The 17,239-nt window shown below is 74.8% G+C and carries 12 protein-coding genes and 1 pseudogene; 7 read left to right on the top strand and 6 right to left on the bottom strand.

What is annotated here, in order from left to right; all coding sequences use genetic code 11:
• Window positions 1–112 precede the first annotated feature (112 nt).
• Window positions 113–1,708, bottom strand: coding sequence for an FAD-dependent oxidoreductase (locus GPA10_RS33265; protein ID WP_157168713.1), 1,596 nt, complete (start codon window positions 1,706–1,708; stop codon window positions 113–115).
• Window positions 1,708–2,940: a lycopene cyclase family protein gene (locus GPA10_RS33260; protein WP_343041604.1), complete on the bottom strand. Its 1,233-nt coding sequence runs from the start codon at window positions 2,938–2,940 to the stop codon at window positions 1,708–1,710. Before GPA10_RS33260 ends, GPA10_RS33265 begins: the two co-directional genes overlap by 1 nt.
• Window positions 2,941–3,171: 231 nt before the next feature.
• Between GPA10_RS33260 and GPA10_RS33255 the strand changes: the two genes are divergently transcribed.
• The 5 genes from GPA10_RS33255 (at window position 3,172) to GPA10_RS33235 (ending at window position 9,908) form a co-directional block, all read left to right on the top strand.
• Window positions 3,172–4,542 carry a polyprenyl synthetase family protein gene (locus GPA10_RS33255; protein WP_157168712.1) on the top strand — a complete coding sequence of 457 codons (1,371 nt, stop codon included), beginning with the start codon at window positions 3,172–3,174 and terminating at the stop codon, window positions 4,540–4,542.
• On the top strand, window positions 4,539–6,095 hold the full coding sequence (gene crtI / locus GPA10_RS33250; protein ID WP_343041603.1) for a phytoene desaturase family protein: 1,557 nt from the start codon (window positions 4,539–4,541) through the stop codon (window positions 6,093–6,095). The genes GPA10_RS33255 and crtI overlap by 4 nt, the downstream gene beginning before the upstream one ends.
• On the top strand, window positions 6,092–7,234 hold the full coding sequence (locus tag GPA10_RS33245) for a phytoene/squalene synthase family protein (RefSeq protein ID WP_343041602.1): 1,143 nt from the start codon (window positions 6,092–6,094) through the stop codon (window positions 7,232–7,234). Before crtI ends, GPA10_RS33245 begins: the two co-directional genes overlap by 4 nt.
• Window positions 7,235–7,331: 97 nt before the next feature.
• Window positions 7,332–8,381 carry a Rieske (2Fe-2S) protein gene (locus tag GPA10_RS33240; RefSeq protein ID WP_157168711.1) on the top strand — a complete coding sequence of 350 codons (1,050 nt, stop codon included), beginning with the start codon at window positions 7,332–7,334 and terminating at the stop codon, window positions 8,379–8,381.
• Window positions 8,382–8,534: 153 nt separating this feature from the next.
• Window positions 8,535–9,908: a cryptochrome/photolyase family protein gene (locus tag GPA10_RS33235; protein ID WP_157168710.1), complete on the top strand. Its 1,374-nt coding sequence runs from the start codon at window positions 8,535–8,537 to the stop codon at window positions 9,906–9,908.
• Between the two features lie 26 nt (window positions 9,909–9,934).
• Here the strand turns inward: GPA10_RS33235 and GPA10_RS33230 are convergent, their stop codons facing one another.
• Window positions 9,935–10,948: a MerR family transcriptional regulator gene (locus GPA10_RS33230; RefSeq protein ID WP_157168750.1), complete on the bottom strand. Its 1,014-nt coding sequence runs from the start codon at window positions 10,946–10,948 to the stop codon at window positions 9,935–9,937.
• Window positions 10,949–11,354: 406 nt separating this feature from the next.
• Between GPA10_RS33230 and GPA10_RS43005 the strand changes: the two genes are divergently transcribed.
• On the top strand, window positions 11,355–12,008 hold the full coding sequence (locus GPA10_RS43005; protein WP_246260269.1) for a sigma-70 family RNA polymerase sigma factor: 654 nt from the start codon (window positions 11,355–11,357) through the stop codon (window positions 12,006–12,008).
• Here the strand turns inward: GPA10_RS43005 and GPA10_RS33220 are convergent.
• Entirely contained in the window at window positions 11,993–12,229 is a 237-nt protein-coding gene (locus GPA10_RS33220) for a hypothetical protein (protein WP_425505857.1), read from the bottom strand. The genes GPA10_RS43005 and GPA10_RS33220 overlap by 16 nt on opposite strands.
• A gap of 214 nt (window positions 12,230–12,443) precedes the next feature.
• Here GPA10_RS33220 and GPA10_RS33215 point away from each other — a divergent pair, with 214 nt between their 5' ends.
• Window positions 12,444–13,691, top strand: a complete 1,248-nt coding sequence (locus GPA10_RS33215) for an SLC13 family permease (RefSeq protein WP_157168708.1) — start codon at window positions 12,444–12,446, stop codon at window positions 13,689–13,691.
• A gap of 83 nt (window positions 13,692–13,774) precedes the next feature.
• Here GPA10_RS33215 and GPA10_RS43885 read toward each other — a convergent pair.
• Both GPA10_RS43885 and GPA10_RS33205 read right to left on the bottom strand, forming a co-directional pair.
• Window positions 13,775–15,985: pseudogene (locus GPA10_RS43885) on the bottom strand (MGH1-like glycoside hydrolase domain-containing protein); the annotation flags it as partial.
• Window positions 15,986–16,042: 57 nt separating this feature from the next.
• The gene (locus tag GPA10_RS33205) at window positions 16,043–16,780 is read right to left on the bottom strand and encodes a S1 family peptidase (RefSeq protein WP_058847239.1); all 738 of its coding nucleotides are present in this window, start codon (window positions 16,778–16,780) and stop codon (window positions 16,043–16,045) included.
• Window positions 16,781–17,239: the final 459 nt, after the last annotated feature.

The following is a 17,239-nucleotide window of genomic DNA, read 5'->3' as shown; positions in this document are numbered from 1 at the left end:
ACTGGCACAGCCGGACACAGGCACGGTCGGGCCCGGCGGCCCGGCAGCCCGGCGGCCCGGCAGCCCGGCGGCCCGGCAGCCCGGCAGCCCGGCGGCCCGGCAGGGGGGCGCCCTACGCGCCGCCGCGCGAGGCCAGCGCCCGCAGGACGGCGGAGCGGCCCCGGGCGGGCACGGTCCACAGGGTCTGGCCGCGCACCCCCCACCGTTCCAGGAGCGCGTTCGCCGCCAGGAACCCGCTGGTCGCCGCGCGCTCCATCAGGGCCACCGGCAGGTCCGTGCGCACCAGGTCCCCGGCCACCATCACGTCCTGGTGCGGGGTGCGGACCGTGGGGCGGTCCCGGTACGAGCCGACGGTGAACAGCGGGCAGTCCGCGCGCCACTCGTGCCGCTCGTCGACGATCCGGGCCGCGCCCGTCTCCGGGTAGACGCGGTGCAGCTGCGCCAGCAGGTCCTTCTGCTCCCGGATGCGGTCGGCGCCGGGGTCGACCGCGTAGGCGTGCAGTTCGACCACCGATCCCTCGGTGCGCCGGGCCCAGCGGGCTGCCTCGCCCTCCCAGCGGTCGAGGACGCTGACGTTGTCGAGGCCGCCGTAGCCGCTGGTCCCGAGGAAGCCGGGGCGGTCCGCGGCGACGGGCCGGTCGAGCCACAGCCGGGAGACGAGGAACGGCGGGGCGCCGCGCAGCCGGGCCACGCGGCGGCGCCACGGCGCGTCGCCGAGACCGGCGGACGCGTCGACGAGCCGCCGCAGACCGACCGCGTCGAGGGCGAGGACCACGGCGTCGTAGCGACGCGCGGGCCGGCCCTCGCAGGCCAGGTCGGCGCCGCCGGCCGCGTGCGGGGTCACGGTGCCGACGGTGTGGCCGGTGCGCAGGTCGACGCCGAGCCCGGTGAGGTAGCGGGCCAGGGGGTCCCAGAGAGCCGTGGGGAACGGTTCGGCGGGCACGTCGAAGAGCAGGCCCTCGCTGGACCCGAGGAAGTAGATGTGGAACATCAGCGCGAGTTCCGCCGCGGAGAGCTCGCGAGGGTCGGCGAAGAAGCTGCGGGAGAACACCTCGAAGGCCAGATGGCGGGCCGACGCGGGGAAGCCGATGCCCTCCAGGAAGTCCCAGGCGCTGACGTCGTCCAGGGCGTGGTGGACGTCGGGCACCCGCACGTCGAGCAGGGGCAGCGCCGCTCGCGGATTCATCCCGACCGCGTCGCGCAGGCCGAAGGAGGGGCTCAGCGCGGCGAAGCCGAGGGCGCTCCAGGGCGGGGTGCGCGGCACCTTGGCGAAGCTGTCGTACAGGCCGTCGCTGTGCCGCAGCGGATAGTCCGGCAGCGCCCGCAGCATCGAGAGGCCGGGGTCGGCGCGGCGGAGCAGGCCCCGCAGGTTGTAGTACTGCCGGAAGAAGGCGTGGAAGCCCCGGCTCATGGTGGCGTCGCTGCCGTCGGCGAGCCGTACGGGCCAGCCCGCGAGCCGTCCGCCGAGCTGGTCGTCCCGCTCGTACACGGTCACCCGCACCCCGCGCTCGGCGAGCCCCGTGGCGGCCGCGAGTCCCGCGATCCCGCCGCCCACGACGGCGACCCGGGGGGCGTCGGAGCCGATCAGGCCGATCCGACGGCTGCCCGGCGCGGGCAGGAGGATCTCGGCCCTGCGGTCGCGGCCCCGCCGGGGCACGCCCGTACCCCGACGCCGTGGCGGTCGCGCCCCCGGCCACCCGGCGGGCATCACCTGCCCACCCGCTGTCCGCGAGCCGCGGCCGGTGTCGCGCGCCGGGAGGTGAGCGGCAGTTCGGCGAGGGTGCGCAGCATCGGTCCCACGGGGGTGCGCAGGCCGATGGCGATGTCCTCCCACATCCGGGTGTCCGCGTCCAGGAAGCGCAGCAGACGCTCGGCGGGGACGTGCCGGAACAGGTCCGTGAAGAAGTCGGCGCCGCGCACCCGGCCGGTGTCGAGGGCCCGCAGCAGGACCGCGTCCATCAGCAGGGCGCGCGGCGGGTACGCGGCCGGGGGCACCGGTGTCGTGCCCGCGCCCAGGGCTGCGGCGACGGCGCGGGTCTGGCGCTGGATGCCCGCGAAGGTGTAGCCGGTCGAGGGGCGGGTGGCGCCCGCGGCGGTGCCGATGCGGAACACGGAGGCGCCGTCGCGGCGCGGGAAGCGGCCGTCCGTCATGGGGATGGCGCCCTGCTCGGTCCGTGTCACCTCGTAGGACCGCAGCCCGAGGACCTCCTCCGTGTACTGGCGCAGGGCCCTGTCGTACTCCTCGTCGGACAGCACGTCCCCGGAGAACTCCGTGTACTCCACCAGGGCCGTGTGCGGGCTGAGCGGCAGCACGTACCCGAACGACAGGCCCGTGGGCGGCTGCGGGGTGCGGAAGTCCATGAGGTCGGCCACCGACGTGTCGAAGCTCGGCCGTTCCGTGCGCACGAACCAGCCGCGGAAGTGCTGGAGCAGCGCGGTCCGCGCGGACTCGGGTCGGCGCGGCCGCGAGTCGAACGCCCAGCGGGCGTGCACCCGCATGGGGGCGCCCCCCGAGGTGACCGCCCGTACCTCGGCGCCGTCCCCGCTGTCCCGCACCTGGGTGACCCGTGCCTCGATGCGGCGCACGTACGGCGTCGCGTCGATGAAGCTCTCGACGTACGACGTGAACGTGGCGGAGCTGAGCATCTTGTACCGGAAGGGCTCGGGGCGCCCGACGAGGGGGGCGCCCGCGCGCCCGCGGACCCTGAGCCGCTGCCACGAAGAGGTAAGCAAGGCGTCGAAGGGGCCGCCGGGGTGTTCCCAGAAGCACCAGGTGCGCTCGGCGGGGCGCAGCGGCCCCACAGGCGCGTCGATCAGGGTGACCGTCAGGGACGCGGCGCGGCCGGTGGGCGAACCGGAACGCAGCCAGTGGGCCAGGGAGAGCCCAGCCGCGCCCGCGCCCACGATCGCCACGTCCGTGTCGTGCCCGCAAGTGCGCACATCAGCTCCCGGCTCCCGGCTGTCGCGGTGGCGACAGAGATCAGTGTGGGTTTCCGTGCGGGTTTCCGTGGAACCCCGGAGTTATTCCTCGCCATCGCCCCGATCGGATGCAGCGACCTGATCGGGTGCGTCCTTCTGCTTCCTTTCGCCGCTTGCTGCATCCGTGACGGGCCCTCAACCGGAACTACCAGCGCACGACCGAACAGCACGAACGTCTTGGGAGGACGCGCGATGCGCCGCACCGAACTCAAGGAGCACCCCTCTCCCGGTGCGTCCACGCACGGCCGGCACGGCGGTGACGGCCGCGTCGGCGACGGGCCCCGTTCGGCGGAAGCCGTCGACGCGGATGTCGTGGGCGCCGTCGAGGACACGCTGAGGGCCGTGCTGCGCGGGCGCGCCGCCGAGGCCGCCGCCGTCGACCCGCTGTTCGCCGAGGACGTCGCCCGGCGTGTGGTGGACTTCACCCTGGACGGCGGCAAGCGCATCCGCCCCCGGTTCCTGTGGTGGGGGATGCGCGCGGCGGGCGGGCACACGCGCACCACCACCAGGGCCGCGCTGCGCGTCGCCGCCGCGGTGGAGCTGATCCAGACGTGCGCGCTGATCCACGACGACGTGATGGACGCCTCGCCGCTGCGCCGGGGCGCGCCCTCCGTGCACGCCGACCTCCAGGACCAGTACCCGGACCCGGACCCGACCGCGGGACGGGTCGGCCCCTCCTTCGGCACGTCCGCCGCCGTGCTCGCCGGTGATCTGGCGCTCGCCTGGGCCGACGACGTCCTGGCGGAGACCGTCCAGGCCGAGCCGCACCGGCACCGCGTCCTGGAGATCTGGCGGTCGATGCGCACCGAGATGGTGGCGGGCCAGTATCTGGACCTGCACGGCCAGGCGAACGGCAGCCGCTCCGTCGCGCGGGCGATCCGCATCGCCTGTCTGAAGAGCGCGCTGTACACCGTGGAGCGCCCGCTCGCCCTGGGCGCGGCGCTCGCGGGCGCCGACGCCCGCACCACGGAGGCCCTCTGCTCGGCGGGCCGGTGCGCGGGCATCGCCTTCCAGCTGCGGGACGACCTCGTGGGGGTCTTCGGGGATCCGCGGGCCAGCGGCAAGCCCTGCGGCGAGGACATCAGGGACGGCAAACTCACGTATCTGGTCGCCGTGGCGACGGCCCGCGCCGAGGCGCGGGGGGACAGCGGCACGCTCGCGCTCCTGCGCGGCGCCCTCGGCGATCCCGAGCTGACGCCGGAACGGTTCGAGCGGGTGCGCGCCGCGCTCGTCGACACGGGGGCCCGCGCGACGGTGGAGACCAGGATCGAGCGGCTCGTGGCCCAGGGCACCCGCCATCTGGCCCGGGTGCCCGCGCCCCCGCACGTGACGGACCGACTGATCCGGCTCTTCGGCGCAGCCGCGGGAACGGGCTCGACGACCCCCACGACCGCACCGCCGCCACACGCGATCTCGTCACCACTTGCGCCACCGCCACACGCGATCTCGTCATCACCCGCGCCGCCGCCACATGCGACCTCGTCACCGCCCGCACCGCCGCCCGCACCGCCGCCCGCGCACGACCGGGCCACGACGGACTTCGGCCCTGGGGACGCCCGGTGACGCGGCGACCGCGCACCCTGAGCGGCCCGACCGACCACGTGGTGGTGGTCGGAGCCGGTCTCGCCGGTCTCTCCGCGACGCTGCACCTCCTCGGCGCGGGCCGCAGGGTGACCGTCGTCGAACGGCACGGGCAGCCGGGCGGCCGGGCGGGACTGCGGGAGCTCGGCGGCTACCGCGTCGACACCGGGCCGACCGTCCTGACCATGCCCGACCTGGTGGAGGAGGCGTTCGCGGCCGTCGGCGAGCGGCTCACCGACCGGCTCGAACTCCTCGCCCTGCACCCGGCCTACCGGGCGCGCTTCGCCGACGGCACCGCCCTGGACGTGCACACCGACGCCGCCGCGATGGAGACCGAGGTGGAACGCTTCGCGGGCGCCCGCGAGGCGGTCGGGTACCGGCATCTGCGGGCCTGGCTGACGAAGCTGTACGCCGTGCAGATGCGGCGCTTCATCGACACGAACTTCGACTCGCCGTTCGCCCTGTTCTCCACCGACCTGGCGCGTCTCGCGGCGCTCGGCGGCTTCGGCCGCCTCGATCACCGGATCGGCCGCTTCCTGTCCGACGAACGGCTGCGGCGGGTCTTCTCCTTCCAGTCGCTGTACGCGGGCGTCGCACCGGAGCGCGCGCTCGCCGCGTACGCCGTGATCGCCTACATGGACACCGTCGCCGGGGTGTACTTCCCGCGCGGCGGCATGCACGCCCTCCCCCGCGCACTGGCCGACGCGGCGGCCGACGCGGGCGCCACGTTCCACTACGACAGCCCCGTCACCCGTCTGGAACGCACCGGCGAACGCGTCACCGCGGTGATCACCGACCACGGCCGCATCCCGTGCGACGCCGTCGTCCTCACCCCCGACCTGCCCGTCGCCCACCGTCTGCTCGGCCGGGAGCCGCGCCGCCCGCTGCGCCTTCGGCACTCCCCGTCGGCCGTCGTCCTGCACGCCGGAACCGACCGCTCCTGGCCCGGACTCGCCCACCACAACCTGTCCTTCGGCGCCGCGTGGAAGCAGACGTTCCGCGAACTCACCCGTTCCGGCACCCTGATGAGCGACCCCTCGCTGCTCATCACCCACCCCACCGTGACGGACCCCTCGCTCGCGCCACCGGGCCACCACCTCCTGTACGTCCTCGCGCCCTGCCCCAACACCGACATCGGCCCCGGGACCCAGGAGTGGCGGGCGCTCGCGCCCCGCTACCGTGACGAGCTGCTCGGCGAGCTCGACCGCCGCGGGCTGCCCGGAGTGGCCGCGGCGGTCGAGGAGGAGTGCCTGGTCACACCCGTGGACTGGGCGGCGGAGGGCCATGCGGCGGGCACGCCCTTCGCCGTCGCCCACACCTTCTCGCAGACCGGTCCCTTCCGGCCCCGCAACCTCGTGCGCGGCACCGTGAACGCCGTGCTGGCTGGCTGCGGCACCACGCCGGGCGTCGGCGTGCCGACCGTGCTGATCTCGGGAAAGCTGGCGGCGGCGCGGGTCACGGGACCACGGTCCGGCGGCACGGGCGGCGGCCCGCGGACGGCCGCGGCCCCGTACGAGAAAGGCGGCACCCTGTGACGGACCGTGAGCTGACCGCCGCGGGCATCGCGGATGCCCGTCTGCGCGCCGACTACACCCGCTGCCGGCGCCTCAACGCGCAGCACGGCAAGACGTACTTCCTGGCCACGCGGCTGCTGCCGGTCGAGAGGCGGCCCGCCGTGCACGCCCTGTACGGCTTCGCCCGGTGGGCCGACGAGATCGTGGACGACCTCGGGACCGAGGCGCCGGCCGCGGAGCGCGCCACCGCGCTCGCGGCCCTGCACGCGGACCTGTCGGCGGGCCTCCGGCACGGGCACAGCGACCACGCGGTGGTCCGCGCCGTCGCCGACACCGCGCGCCGGTACGCCATCGCGCCCGCGCTCTTCGACGAGTTCATGGCGTCGATGCGCAGCGACCTCGTCGTCACGGACTATCCGACGTACGACGACCTGTACGCGTACATGCGGGGCTCGGCCGCCGCGATCGGGCTCCAGATGCTGCCGGTCCTCGGCACGGTGGTGCCCCGCGAGGAGGCGGCGCCCCGCGCCGCCTCGCTCGGCGTCGCCTTCCAGCTCACCAACTTCCTGCGGGACGTGGGCGAGGACCTCGACCGCGGCCGGGTCTACCTGCCCGCGGACCTGCTCGCCGCGCACGGCGCCGACCGCGCGCTCCTCGAGTGGTGCCGGGCCACCGGGCGCACGGACCGGCGGGTCACGGCGGCACTGCGGGAGACGGAGCGGCTCACCCGCCGGGTCTACGCGCGCGCCGCCCCCGGCATCGCCCTGCTCGACCCGGTGTCACGGCCGTGCGTGCGGACCGCCTTCGTGCTGTACGGGGGCATCCTGGACGCCGTCGCCGCCGACGGCTACGCGGTGCTGCACCGCAGGGCGGTCGTGCCGCGCCGGCGCCGGGCCGGTGTCGCGCTGCGCGGTCTCACGGCGGCACTCGCGGCGCGCGCCGCGGCCGGGCTGCCGGTACGGGCGAGGGCCCTGCGGGGCGTACGGAGTGTGCGTGCGCGGGGCGAACGTGGCGTACGGGGTGCCGCCGGGCGTGCCACGGACCCCGAACCGGACGTCACCACGCACGCGGCGGACACCCCGGCGGGCGAGACACCGGGAGTCCCGGCAGGCGGGGCCCCGGGCACCCCGGCGGGCGAGTCGACGCGGAGGGTCGGATGAGGCACGTACGACGGGCCTCGCGGAGCGCGAACGGAGGGGCCCATGAAGCACGACCGACGAGCCCCGCAAAGCGCGAACGAGCGCGAACGGAGGGGCCATGAAGCGTGAACGGCCCGCGCGGCGCGGGCTCTCGCCGCTGCGGCTGCGTCGCCGCCCCGTCGCCTGGGAGCAGCAGCGTCCCACCTGGCGCGAGGCACGCCCCGCCCTCATCGAGGGCGCACTCGAACGCGCGCGGAGCAGGCCTTCGGGCAATTGGTACGTCGTCGGCGCCTCCAGGGAGCTGGGGACCGACCGGCCACTGGGGCGTACGGTCTCGGGGGTCGAGGTCGTGCTGTGGCGCGGGCCCGACGGGCGGCTCCGGGCGGGTTCGGGCGCCTGCCCGCACCTCGGCGCGCCCCTCAAGGACAGTCCGGTGCGGTGCGGCACGCTCGTCTGCCACTGGCACGGACTGGCCCTGGACGGCGGGGAGTTCCCCGGTTGGGACGGATATCCCTGCCACGACGACGGCGTCCTGCTCTGGGTCCGCCTCGACCGCGTCGGCGGCGAACCGCCGACGGAACGCCCCGTCGTCCCGGTCCGGCCGCTGCCCGCCTCAGCGGTGCACGCCGTCTACACCGGGTTCGGCCGGTGCGCTCCGGACGATGTGATCGCCAATCGGCTCGACCCGTGGCACGGCGCCTGGTTCCACCCGTACTCCTTCGTCGACCTGACGGTGGCCCGCGCCCCGCGTCCGGACGCCGCCGTGGACCGTGACGGTGACGAGGGCGAGGGCGAGGGCGACGAGGACGCGTTCGTCGTGGACGTCTCGTTCAAGCTCGCGAGCCGCATGGTGGTACCGGTGCGCGCGGTCTTCACGGCGCCCGAACCCCGCACGGTGGTCATGCACATCACAGAGGGCGAGGGAGCGGGTTCCGTGGTCGAGTCCCATGCGACGCCGGTCACCCCGGACCGTGCGGGACGCCCGCGAACCGCCGTGGTCGAGGCGGTCATAGCCACCTCCGACCGCCCCGGTTTCGCGGCGGCGCGCGCCGCCGCGCCCCTGCTCCGCCCGCTGATGCGGGCCGCGGCGGGCCGCTTGTGGCGCGACGACCTCGCGTACGCCGAGCGCCGCTGGGCGTTGCGCAGCAGCGGCCGCCTCCCGGACTGACCGACAGGCCGACAGGCCGACAGGCCGACACACCCGGTCACCCCCCGGACCGCCCCCGACCGCCCCGGACCGACCAACCCTGACCAGCCCGGATCAACCTCCCTCTCCCCCTCCCCCATGTGCCCCGCACATGTCCGTCCCAGGAGTAGCGCCATGAACGTCTCGGTCGTGCTGTTCACCTCTGACCTGCGGGTGCACGACCATCCGCCGCTGCGCGCGGCACTCGACGAGGCGGCGGAGACCGTCCCGCTGTTCGTCCGGGACGACCGCATCGACGCGGCGGGGTTCGCCACGCCCAACCGGTCGGCCTTCCTTGCCGACTGTCTGACGGCCCTCGACGAGGCGCTGCGCGACCGCGGCGGGCGCCTCGTCGTCCGGTCCGGGGACGTCGTCGACGAGGTCTGCGCGGTGGTCGACGCCACGGGCGCGGGCTCGGTGCACGTGGCGGGCGGGGTCAGCGGCTACGCACAGGGCCGGGAGGAGCGGCTGCGGTCCGCCCTCACGGAGCGGGACTGCGCCCTGCACGTCCACGACGCCGTGGTCACCGCCGTCGCGCCGGGTGCCGTGACACCGACGGGCAACGACCACTTCGCCGTCTTCACGCCGTACTTCAGGCGCTGGGCGCAGCAGGGGAAGCGGAAGCCGCTCGCCGCGCCGCGCGTCGTCCGCGTCCCGGACGGCGTCGGCTCCGAAGCCGTGCCGTCCCGCGCCGACGTGCCGGACGTGTCGCCGGGCGTGCCCGCGGGCGGCGAGGCCGAGGCCAGGTCCCGGCTCACGGCGTGGCTGCGGTCGGGCGTCGCCGGGTACGCCGACGGCCACGACGACCTGCCCGGCGACCGCACCTCGCGGCTCTCGCCGCATCTGCACTTCGGTGCCCTCTCGCCCGTCGAGGCCGTGCACCGGGCGAGCAAGAAGGACAACGCGGGCGCGGAGGCGTTCGTACGGCAGTTGTGCTGGCGGGACTTCCACCACCAGGTACTCGCGGCCCGCCCCGCGGCGGCCCGTGCCGACTACCGCGACCGGCGCGACCACTGGCGCGGCGAGGACGAGGCCGCCGACGACATCGCCGCCTGGAAGGAGGGACGCACCGGCTTCCCCGTGATCGACGCCGCGATGCGGCAGCTCGCCCACGAGGGCTGGATGCACAACCGGGGCCGCCTCCTCGTCGCCAGCTTCCTCACCAAGACCCTGTACGTGGACTGGCGCGTCGGCGCCCGGCACTTCCTGCGCCACCTGGTGGACGGCGACATCGCCAACAACCAGCTCAACTGGCAGTGGGTGGCGGGCACGGGCAACGACACCCGGCCCAACCGCGTGCTCAACCCGGTCCTCCAGGCCAGGCGCCACGACCCGGACGGCGCGTACGTACGCCACTGGGTGCCCGAACTGAAGGGCCTCGAAGGCGCCGCGGCGCACGAGCCGTGGAAACTCCCCGCCGATGAGCGCGCCGGGTACGACTACCCCGAGCCGCTCCTGGAGCTGTCCGCGGGCCTCGCCCGTTTCCAGCGGGCCAGGGACCGGTCCTGACTCCGGACGCCGGTGCGGCCCCGCCGTCAGCCGCTCGCCTGCGCGCAGAACTCGCGCACCCGGGCCAGCGCCTCGGCCAGGCTCTGCGGGTACGCGACGCCGTCGGGCAGCCGTGCCCCCGCCCAGCCAGGACCGGCGACCGTCACCAGGGCGCTCTTCCGGGCCCCCGGCACCCCCCAGTCGATCGCGTCCAGGTGCCGGACCAGGGGGACGCTCGCCGTCGTACGCGACTGGGACCACAGGACCACCACGGCGGGCCCGGCCCGCCGCACCGCGTCCTGGAGGGCCTCCACCGGCACGGCGCCACCGAACATGCGCACCGGCACACCGTCCTCGGTGAGGCCCGCGGTGAGTGCCTCCATGGGCAGGGTGTGCATCTCGCCGGGGACGCCCGCGACGAGGACGGGCGGACCGCTCGCGGACGGGCGGCGCGCGGCCGGGATGCGGCGCAGGGCGGAGGAGATGTGCCAGGACAGCAGGTGCTCGACCTCCACGTAGCGCTCGCCCGAGGTCTCCCACTTGCGTCCGACGGCTCTGAGGGCGGGCATCATCACCTCGTCCCAGGCCGTCACCAGGCCGTGCGCGGCGAGCACGGAGTCCAGCAGGGCGTCCACGGTGGGCGCGTCGAGCCGTACGGCGGCCCGTGCCAGGCCCCGGCACTCCTGCCGGACCCGCCCGAGGGGCAGCGGGCCCCAGCCGCCGCCGGACGTTCCCCGCGGCGGCACGCCGTCCCCCGGGGGTCCGTCCCCGGCGGTGATGTCCGGTGCTGCCCGGGAGGCGGCGCGGGCGGCCTCCGCGGGCGGCACCCCGGACGACGTGAGCCGGCACATCTCCTTCAGCACGGCGATGTCCTGGGGGCCCCAGCGCCGGTGCTTGGTGCCCGCGCGCCGGTCGGGCCCGATGCCGTAGCGCCGGTCCCAGGAGCGCAGCGTGGTGGGAGCCACGCCCAGCATCCGCGCGACGGCGCCGGTGGCGAGCCCCGCCGGGGCCGCGCCTGCCACCGGCCGCTCCCCCGTTCCCACGCCTTCGTCCCCTTCCATGCTCCCGATCGCTTCCACGCCATCGATCTCTTCCACGCCCTCGACCGCTTCCATGCTCCCGACAATACGACGCAAGAACGATGCGTGTTGCCGTGTCGTGTCGGCTCGTAGGAACGTCGCCGACAGCGGAACAGCGGGAGGCAGGCGCCCCCGCCCGGGACCGACGGGCCGTCGTACCCGCCGGGCCCTCCGTCTTCGCCGAGGTGAAGGAGTGCTCGTGGGGGCGACGGCAGCAGCGCGCAGGGCGCGTGGAGCGGGTGCGGTCAGCGGTGAGGTGCGTGTGGTGCCCGCGGTACGTGGATACGCGGCGGCACGCGCGTCCGGCGCGGCACGCTCACCGATACCTCCGTCGGCGTCCACGTCCGCGGGCACCGCGACGTCCGGAGAGGCGGTGCCCGGAAACGCGTTGCCCGGGGACGCGGCCGCCGGTGCGGCGACGGCGCGGCACGCGCGGGCCGAGGCGGATCTCTCCGCGGCGCTCGTGGCGGGCGACCCGGACGCGCTCGCCGAGACCTACCGGCGCTGGGGCGACCCGGTGCACGCGGCGGCGGCCCGCTCCCTCGGTGACGCGCGCGAGGCCGAGGACGTGGCGCAGCAGGTCTTCCTCGCGGTGTGGCGGGGGCGGCACGGCTACCGTCCCGACCGGGGTGCGCTCGGCGCGTGGATCGTGGGCATCACGCGCAGGAAGGTCGCCGACGCCCTGTCGGCCCGCAGCCGCCGCCGGGATCTGCTCGTCGCCGTGGCGGAGCGGGCGAACACGGCGCCGCCGCCCGTCGGCGACCCGGAGACCGTCGTCGACCGGGTCCTGGTCCGGGACGCGCTGGCTCGTCTGCCCCTGCCCCAGCGGCAGGTCCTGGCGCTCGCCTTCCTCCAGGACCTCACGCAGACGCAGGTCGCGGAGCGCACGGGCATGCCGCTCGGCACCGTCAAGAGCCATACGCGCAGGGGGCTGCTGCGGCTGCGGCAGGCACTGGAGAACGCTGTGAAAGACGAGAACAACGAGAACGACCAGAACGACCAGAACAACGCGAACAACGCGAAGGTTCACGCCGCCTCGTAGTGGTGGGCGTGACCGCCCCGCCACTTCACCCACGCGGGGTCGTCGAGCAGCCCCGCGGCCTCCGGCAGACCGGCGCGCCGCAGGAACTCGATCACGTCCTCGTCGCTGTGGGCGAGCCCGAGGATCTCTCCGCGCACGGTCACCCGACGGCCTCCCGTGCCGGACGGTGGATGCACGACTATCGGCGCTGTGCCGGCCATGCCTCCAGGGTGCGCGGTCATCGGCGCTTTCGCGATTGCAGGTACCAGGCCGCGGCCAGGCCGATGATCACGAGGACGACGAGTATCTTCATGAGGCACTGGTGCCCGCGATACCGAAGGTGAAGCACGTTTCTCGACCCAGCAGGTACCTCGTACGAGGCAGGTACCTCGTACGAGCACCCCGCTCGCGGGGGCGGTCGCCGCGGCGCGGCGTGCGGCGTGAATGATCGACGCCATGCTCCTTGAGTCGCTGTCCGTCGCCGCGCTGATCGTGGTGCTCGTGTGTGCCGTCGTGCGCCCCTTCGGGCGGCCGGAGGCGGTGTTCGCCGTGCCCGCCGCCGCCCTGGTGATCGTCGGTGGTGCGATCCCGCTCGACGACGTGCGCGCGGAGGCCGGGCGGCTCGGGCCGGTGATCGGGTTCCTGGCTGCCGTGCTCGTGCTCGCCAAGCTCTGCGCCGACGAGGGCCTGTTCCGGGCCTGCGGCACCTGGATGGCCCGGTGGGCGCGGCACCGGCCGCAGCGGCTCCTCGGGGCGGTGTTCGCCCTCGCGTCGGTGATCACGGCGGCGCTCAGCCTGGACGCCACGGTGGTCCTGCTGACGCCGGTGGTGTTCGCGACCGCCACCCGCATGGGGACCCGGGCGAAGCCCCACGCCTATGCGTGCGCCCATCTGTCGAACACGGCGTCGCTGCTGCTCCCGGTGTCGAACCTGACGAATCTGCTGGCGTTCACGGCCACGGGTCTGTCCTTCACGCGTTTCGCGCTCCTGATGCTGCTGCCGTGGCTGGTCGCGATCGCCGTCGAGTACGCCGTGTTCCGCCGCTTCTTCGCGGCCGAGCTGGCCGCTCCCGTGGAGGACGAGGGGGAGCGGGAGGCCGTGCGGCTCCCGCTGTTCGCGATGGGGACGGTGGCGGCGACGCTCGTCGGGTTCGCCCTCGCCTCCGCGGCCGGGATCGACCCGGCGTGGGCCGCCGCGGCCGGTGCGCTCGTCATGGCGGTCCGCGCGCTGGCCCTGCGCCGCACCACGCCGGTGGCCGTGGTGCGGTCCGCAGCGCTGCCGTTCCTCGCGTTCGTCCTCGCGCTCGGCATCGTCGTACGCGCCGTGCTCGACAACGGCCTCGGCGACGCGCTCGGCCACGTCCTGCCCGACGGTACGGCGCTGCCCGCGCTGCTCGGCACCGCCGCGCTCGCCGCCGTCCTCGCCAACCTCATCAACAACCTGCCCGCGGTGCTCGCCCTCGCACCGCTGGCGGCCCCTTCCGGCCCCGGAGCGGTCCTCGCCGTCCTCATCGGGGTGAACCTCGGCCCGAACCTCACCTACGCGGGTTCGCTGGCCACGCTCCTGTGGCGGCGCATCATCCACCACCACGACCACGAGGTCCGGCTCAAGGAGTTCACCGTCCTCGGCCTGCTCACCGTGCCCCTGACACTGCTCGCGGCGACGTCGGCCCTGTGGGGTTCCCTGCGGATCATCGGCACATGACCGCTCGGCGCCGGCCCGGTCCGGGGCGGGCGCCCCCGGTCACCCCCCAGCATCGGCAACAGCACCGCCGCCGACCAGCTGAAGTTCGGAGAGTTGAGGCGGGCTCCGGTCAGAGGGTCGTAGTTCTCCATCACGGGGTCGTCGGCCTTGAGGCCCTGGGCGGTGGTCACGAGGCGGTCGGTCAACGTGCGGGCCTCGGTGGTGTGGCCGTAGCGCCGGAGGCCCGCCTCGGCGAAGTAGGCCTGGTCGAGCCAGACGGGGCCACGCCAGTAGCGCCGCGGGGCGAAGTAGGGGGAGCTGCGTGCGACGGTCGGGAAGGGGACGGGGGTGGCGAACTCCGCGGGGTCCGTGAGTCTGTCGCGGACGGCTGCGGCCTGCGCGGGCGACGCGGTGCCGGTCCACAGGGGGATGGCGCCCTCGATGCCGCGACCGCGCGCGGTGAGGCGCTCGCCGTCGAGGGCCGTGTCGTGGAACCAGCCGTCCCGCGCGTCGTACATCCGCTCGCGGACGGCGCGGTGCGTGGCCGCGGCCCGGCCCCGCCAGCGCCGCTCCCCCGCGCCGTCCCCCGACGCCCGCGCGATGTCGGCGATGTGGTCCTGGTCGGCGGCCAGGTAGGCGTTGAGGTCGACGGACTCCTGAGTGAGGGAGTAGCCGGTCACCGTGCCGGACGCGTCGCGGTTGGCGACCACGGCGGTGCCGAGGGCCGCGTCGAAGCGCGGCGCGTTGTCCATGCCGCTCTCCCAGGCGGCGGCGAGCCTGCGCTGCTCGGCGCTGTCGTTGGCGGGGTCGACCGTGGCGCCGTACTCGGCGAGCCCGTCGCGGTCGTGGTCGCGGTTGCGGTACCACCACGCCTGGTACGCGACGAGCTTCGGGTACATCTCGCGCAGGAACGCCCGGTCGCCGCTCCTGCGGTAGACCTCCCACACGGCCCAGGCGGCGAGCGGCGGTTTGCTGTTGCGCTCGTTCCAGTTGCCGCCGCCGTCGGAGGTGTCGTTGAAGAAGACGGCGTCCGGGACCATCCCGGCGTCCTGCGGCCGGGTCGCCGACGTCCGGCGGACCTGGTGGTCGAACATGGCGCGGATCTGGGACTTCGCGAGTCCGGGGGCGAACCGGGCGGTGCCGACGGCCTGTTTCCAGGTGTCCCAGGCCCAGACGCCGCCGGTGAACCACTTGTACGAGATCGAGGGGCTGATGGCGTCGTGCCGGATGCGTCCGGCGGCGGACCGCCAGTTGGTGACCAGGGTCTCCAGGGACTTGACGGCCAGTCGGCGCCGGGCGGGCGGCACGGAGGCGGTGACCCCGGCGACGTACCGGCGCCAACGGGCGTCGCCGGCCAGCGCGGTGGCGGTGGGGCGGGCGAGCACGCCACGCACCGCGGCGTTCTCGCGGGACCGTTCGGCCGCGGTGAAGGTGTAGCTCTCGGCCCAGTCCAGGGTGCGCGACGCACCGGGGGCCAGGACGAGGGGCGCGGCGAGTTCGGTGCGGTAGGAGTCGCCCGCGAGCGTCGTGCGGACGGCCTCACGGTGGGTGACCTCGAAGCGTTCGGTGCCGTCGGTGAGGTAGTCCCACTTCTCGCGGACGCGGGCGAAGTCCACCGCGACCCCGCGCGCGGTGGCGATCGGCGCGGGCGCGTCCCGCTGGGGTGCCGCGTCGGGGCGCAGCAGGGTGCCGGTCCACCCGGCGCCGAGGGTGCGCGGCTGGTGGCCGGTGTTGCTGACGCGGGCCCGGACGAGCGCGGTCCTGTTGGTGGCGAAGCGCAGCTCCAGAGTGAGCCGCAGGCCGTGCAGGCGGTAGGTCTGGCGCAGCACCCCGGGCAGCGAGGTGAATTCGGGGGTGCCTCCCGCCGCCAGGTCGAGGGCCGCGCCCGCTTCGGTGAGCCGGACCCGGCTGAAGGACCTGCTCAGCCACCACGGGTACTCCTGAGCGATGTACAGCGGGCCGGAGAAGCCGCCGTACGAGGAGGGGTCCTTCGCCGAGGGCAGCGCGTAGGCGTGCCAGGCGCCGCGGTCGGCGAAGACGGTGACCGGGTTGAACTCGCCGGGCTGCGCGGCCTCGGGGACGCCCTTGAGGTCGAGGACGTTCGCGTACGCGGCCGCCGGGAGCGCGGAGGGCCCGGCCGGGGCCGCCGTCCCGTGCCGCGCGGGGCCCGCTCGCCCGGGTGCCGGCTGCGCCGCGTCGGCGGTGGGGGCGGCGAGGCCGGCGACCAGGGTGAGGGCGAGGGCGGTCAGGACACGCGGGGAGCGAGGGCGCAAGGAGGTCTCCGGCCGGGTCGGGTGCGCGGGGCGGACAAACACGCGTCGCCTCCGCGCGACGGATCCGCGCGGAGGCGACACAGAGTGCGGGTTTCTGGATCAGACGCCGGCGATGCTCTGGATCCAGGACCGGTACGCGGTCACGTTGGTGTACGCGGTCGTGGTCTGGCGGTCACTGGTGGAGGCGACACCGACCTGGACGCCGCCCGCCATCATCGGGCCGCCGGAGTCACCGCCCGCGGTGATGCCGTTGCCGCGGCGGGCGCAGATGGCCTGGCCCTGGTAGGCGTCGGTGCAGCCGCCGGTCACCGTGACGTTGGCGACCTTCAGGAGGCGGGACTGGCAGTTGATCTCCGAGCCGCACTGGGAGGTCGCGCCCCAGCCGTACACCTGGACGGACTGGCCCACCTGGACCGAGCCGGGCCGGCCGAGGGTCGCGTAGGTGGCGGAGACGGAGCGGTCGAGCTTGACCAGGGACAGGTCGGAGGAGTGGTTGTGCACGCTGACGCCGTTGGCGGTGGTGCCGCCGGTGGTCTGGTCGAGGCTGCCGATGCGGAACGACAGGCCGCCGCCGCTGACGCAGTGCTTGGCGGTGAGGATCCACGTCGGGGCGATGATCGTGGCCGTACAGGTCTGCCGGCCGTTGGAGAACAGGCGGGCGGCCCAGGGGGCGTTGCTGGCGTAGCCGCCGCCGATGATCGGCTGTGCGGAGGTGCCCTGCGCCACGGCGGGGGCGGGGGCGGGCTGCGCCGCCGTCTGTGCCATCGCGGTGGGGGCGAGCCCGAGGACGGCGAGAGCGGTGGCCGCGAGCGCGGGGACGAGTCTGGATATTCGCACGTTCGTCTCCATTGTGTGGGGGATGAAAGGTCCTTGATGAGGACCTCGACCGCATAGGTATGCAGCCGTGATGCACGCGCGGCAGACGGATGACCTGGCGCGTGCATGCCAGTTTGGCTGGGGCGAATGTGGCAGACGAGCCGTGATCGACGCAAGAGGTTGAGCGTCGAAACTCCATAATCCCTGCACCGGAAAGGGGAGTTGGGCCCACACCTATCCGCGTAGAGTTGCAGTTGCAGTCATACCCAAGCGAATTCTTTTCGCCTGGACGGCCGTACGAAGAGAAGATGTCCGGCAGCAAGGGGTGGCGCACGCACGGCCCTGCATCGGGAAAGTCGAGAGGCCCATGGATTAGCGCGTGCGGCGACGGGTACACGGGAGTAAGTCCCCGCCGCGCTCCCCCGTCGCGGCGGGGACCTTTGTGTACGCGGACCTGTCGCATTCCTCGCGAGCCGCGTC

The sequence above is a fragment of the Streptomyces typhae genome (assembly GCF_009755605.1).
GTDB classification, from domain to species: Bacteria; Actinomycetota; Actinomycetes; order Streptomycetales; family Streptomycetaceae; genus Streptomyces; species Streptomyces typhae.
This window is presented reverse-complemented; position numbering and strand designations above follow the sequence as displayed.

Bases quoted from the DNA above. Each gene is read 5' to 3' on its own strand.
- GPA10_RS33240 (WP_157168711.1), top strand. From the start codon at position 7,332: ATGAAGCGTGAACGGCCCGCGCGGCGCGGGCTCTCGCCGCTGCGGCTG.
- GPA10_RS33215 (WP_157168708.1), top strand. From the start codon at position 12,444: ATGCTCCTTGAGTCGCTGTCCGTCGCCGCGCTGATCGTGGTGCTCGTG.
- GPA10_RS33255 (WP_157168712.1), top strand. From the start codon at position 3,172: ATGCGCCGCACCGAACTCAAGGAGCACCCCTCTCCCGGTGCGTCCACG.
- GPA10_RS33230 (WP_157168750.1), bottom strand. From the start codon at position 10,948: ATGGAAGGGGACGAAGGCGTGGGAACGGGGGAGCGGCCGGTGGCAGGC.
- GPA10_RS33235 (WP_157168710.1), top strand. From the start codon at position 8,535: ATGAACGTCTCGGTCGTGCTGTTCACCTCTGACCTGCGGGTGCACGAC.
- GPA10_RS33265 (WP_157168713.1), bottom strand. From the start codon at position 1,708: ATGCCCGCCGGGTGGCCGGGGGCGCGACCGCCACGGCGTCGGGGTACG.
- GPA10_RS33220 (WP_425505857.1), bottom strand. From the start codon at position 12,229: ATGACCGCGCACCCTGGAGGCATGGCCGGCACAGCGCCGATAGTCGTG.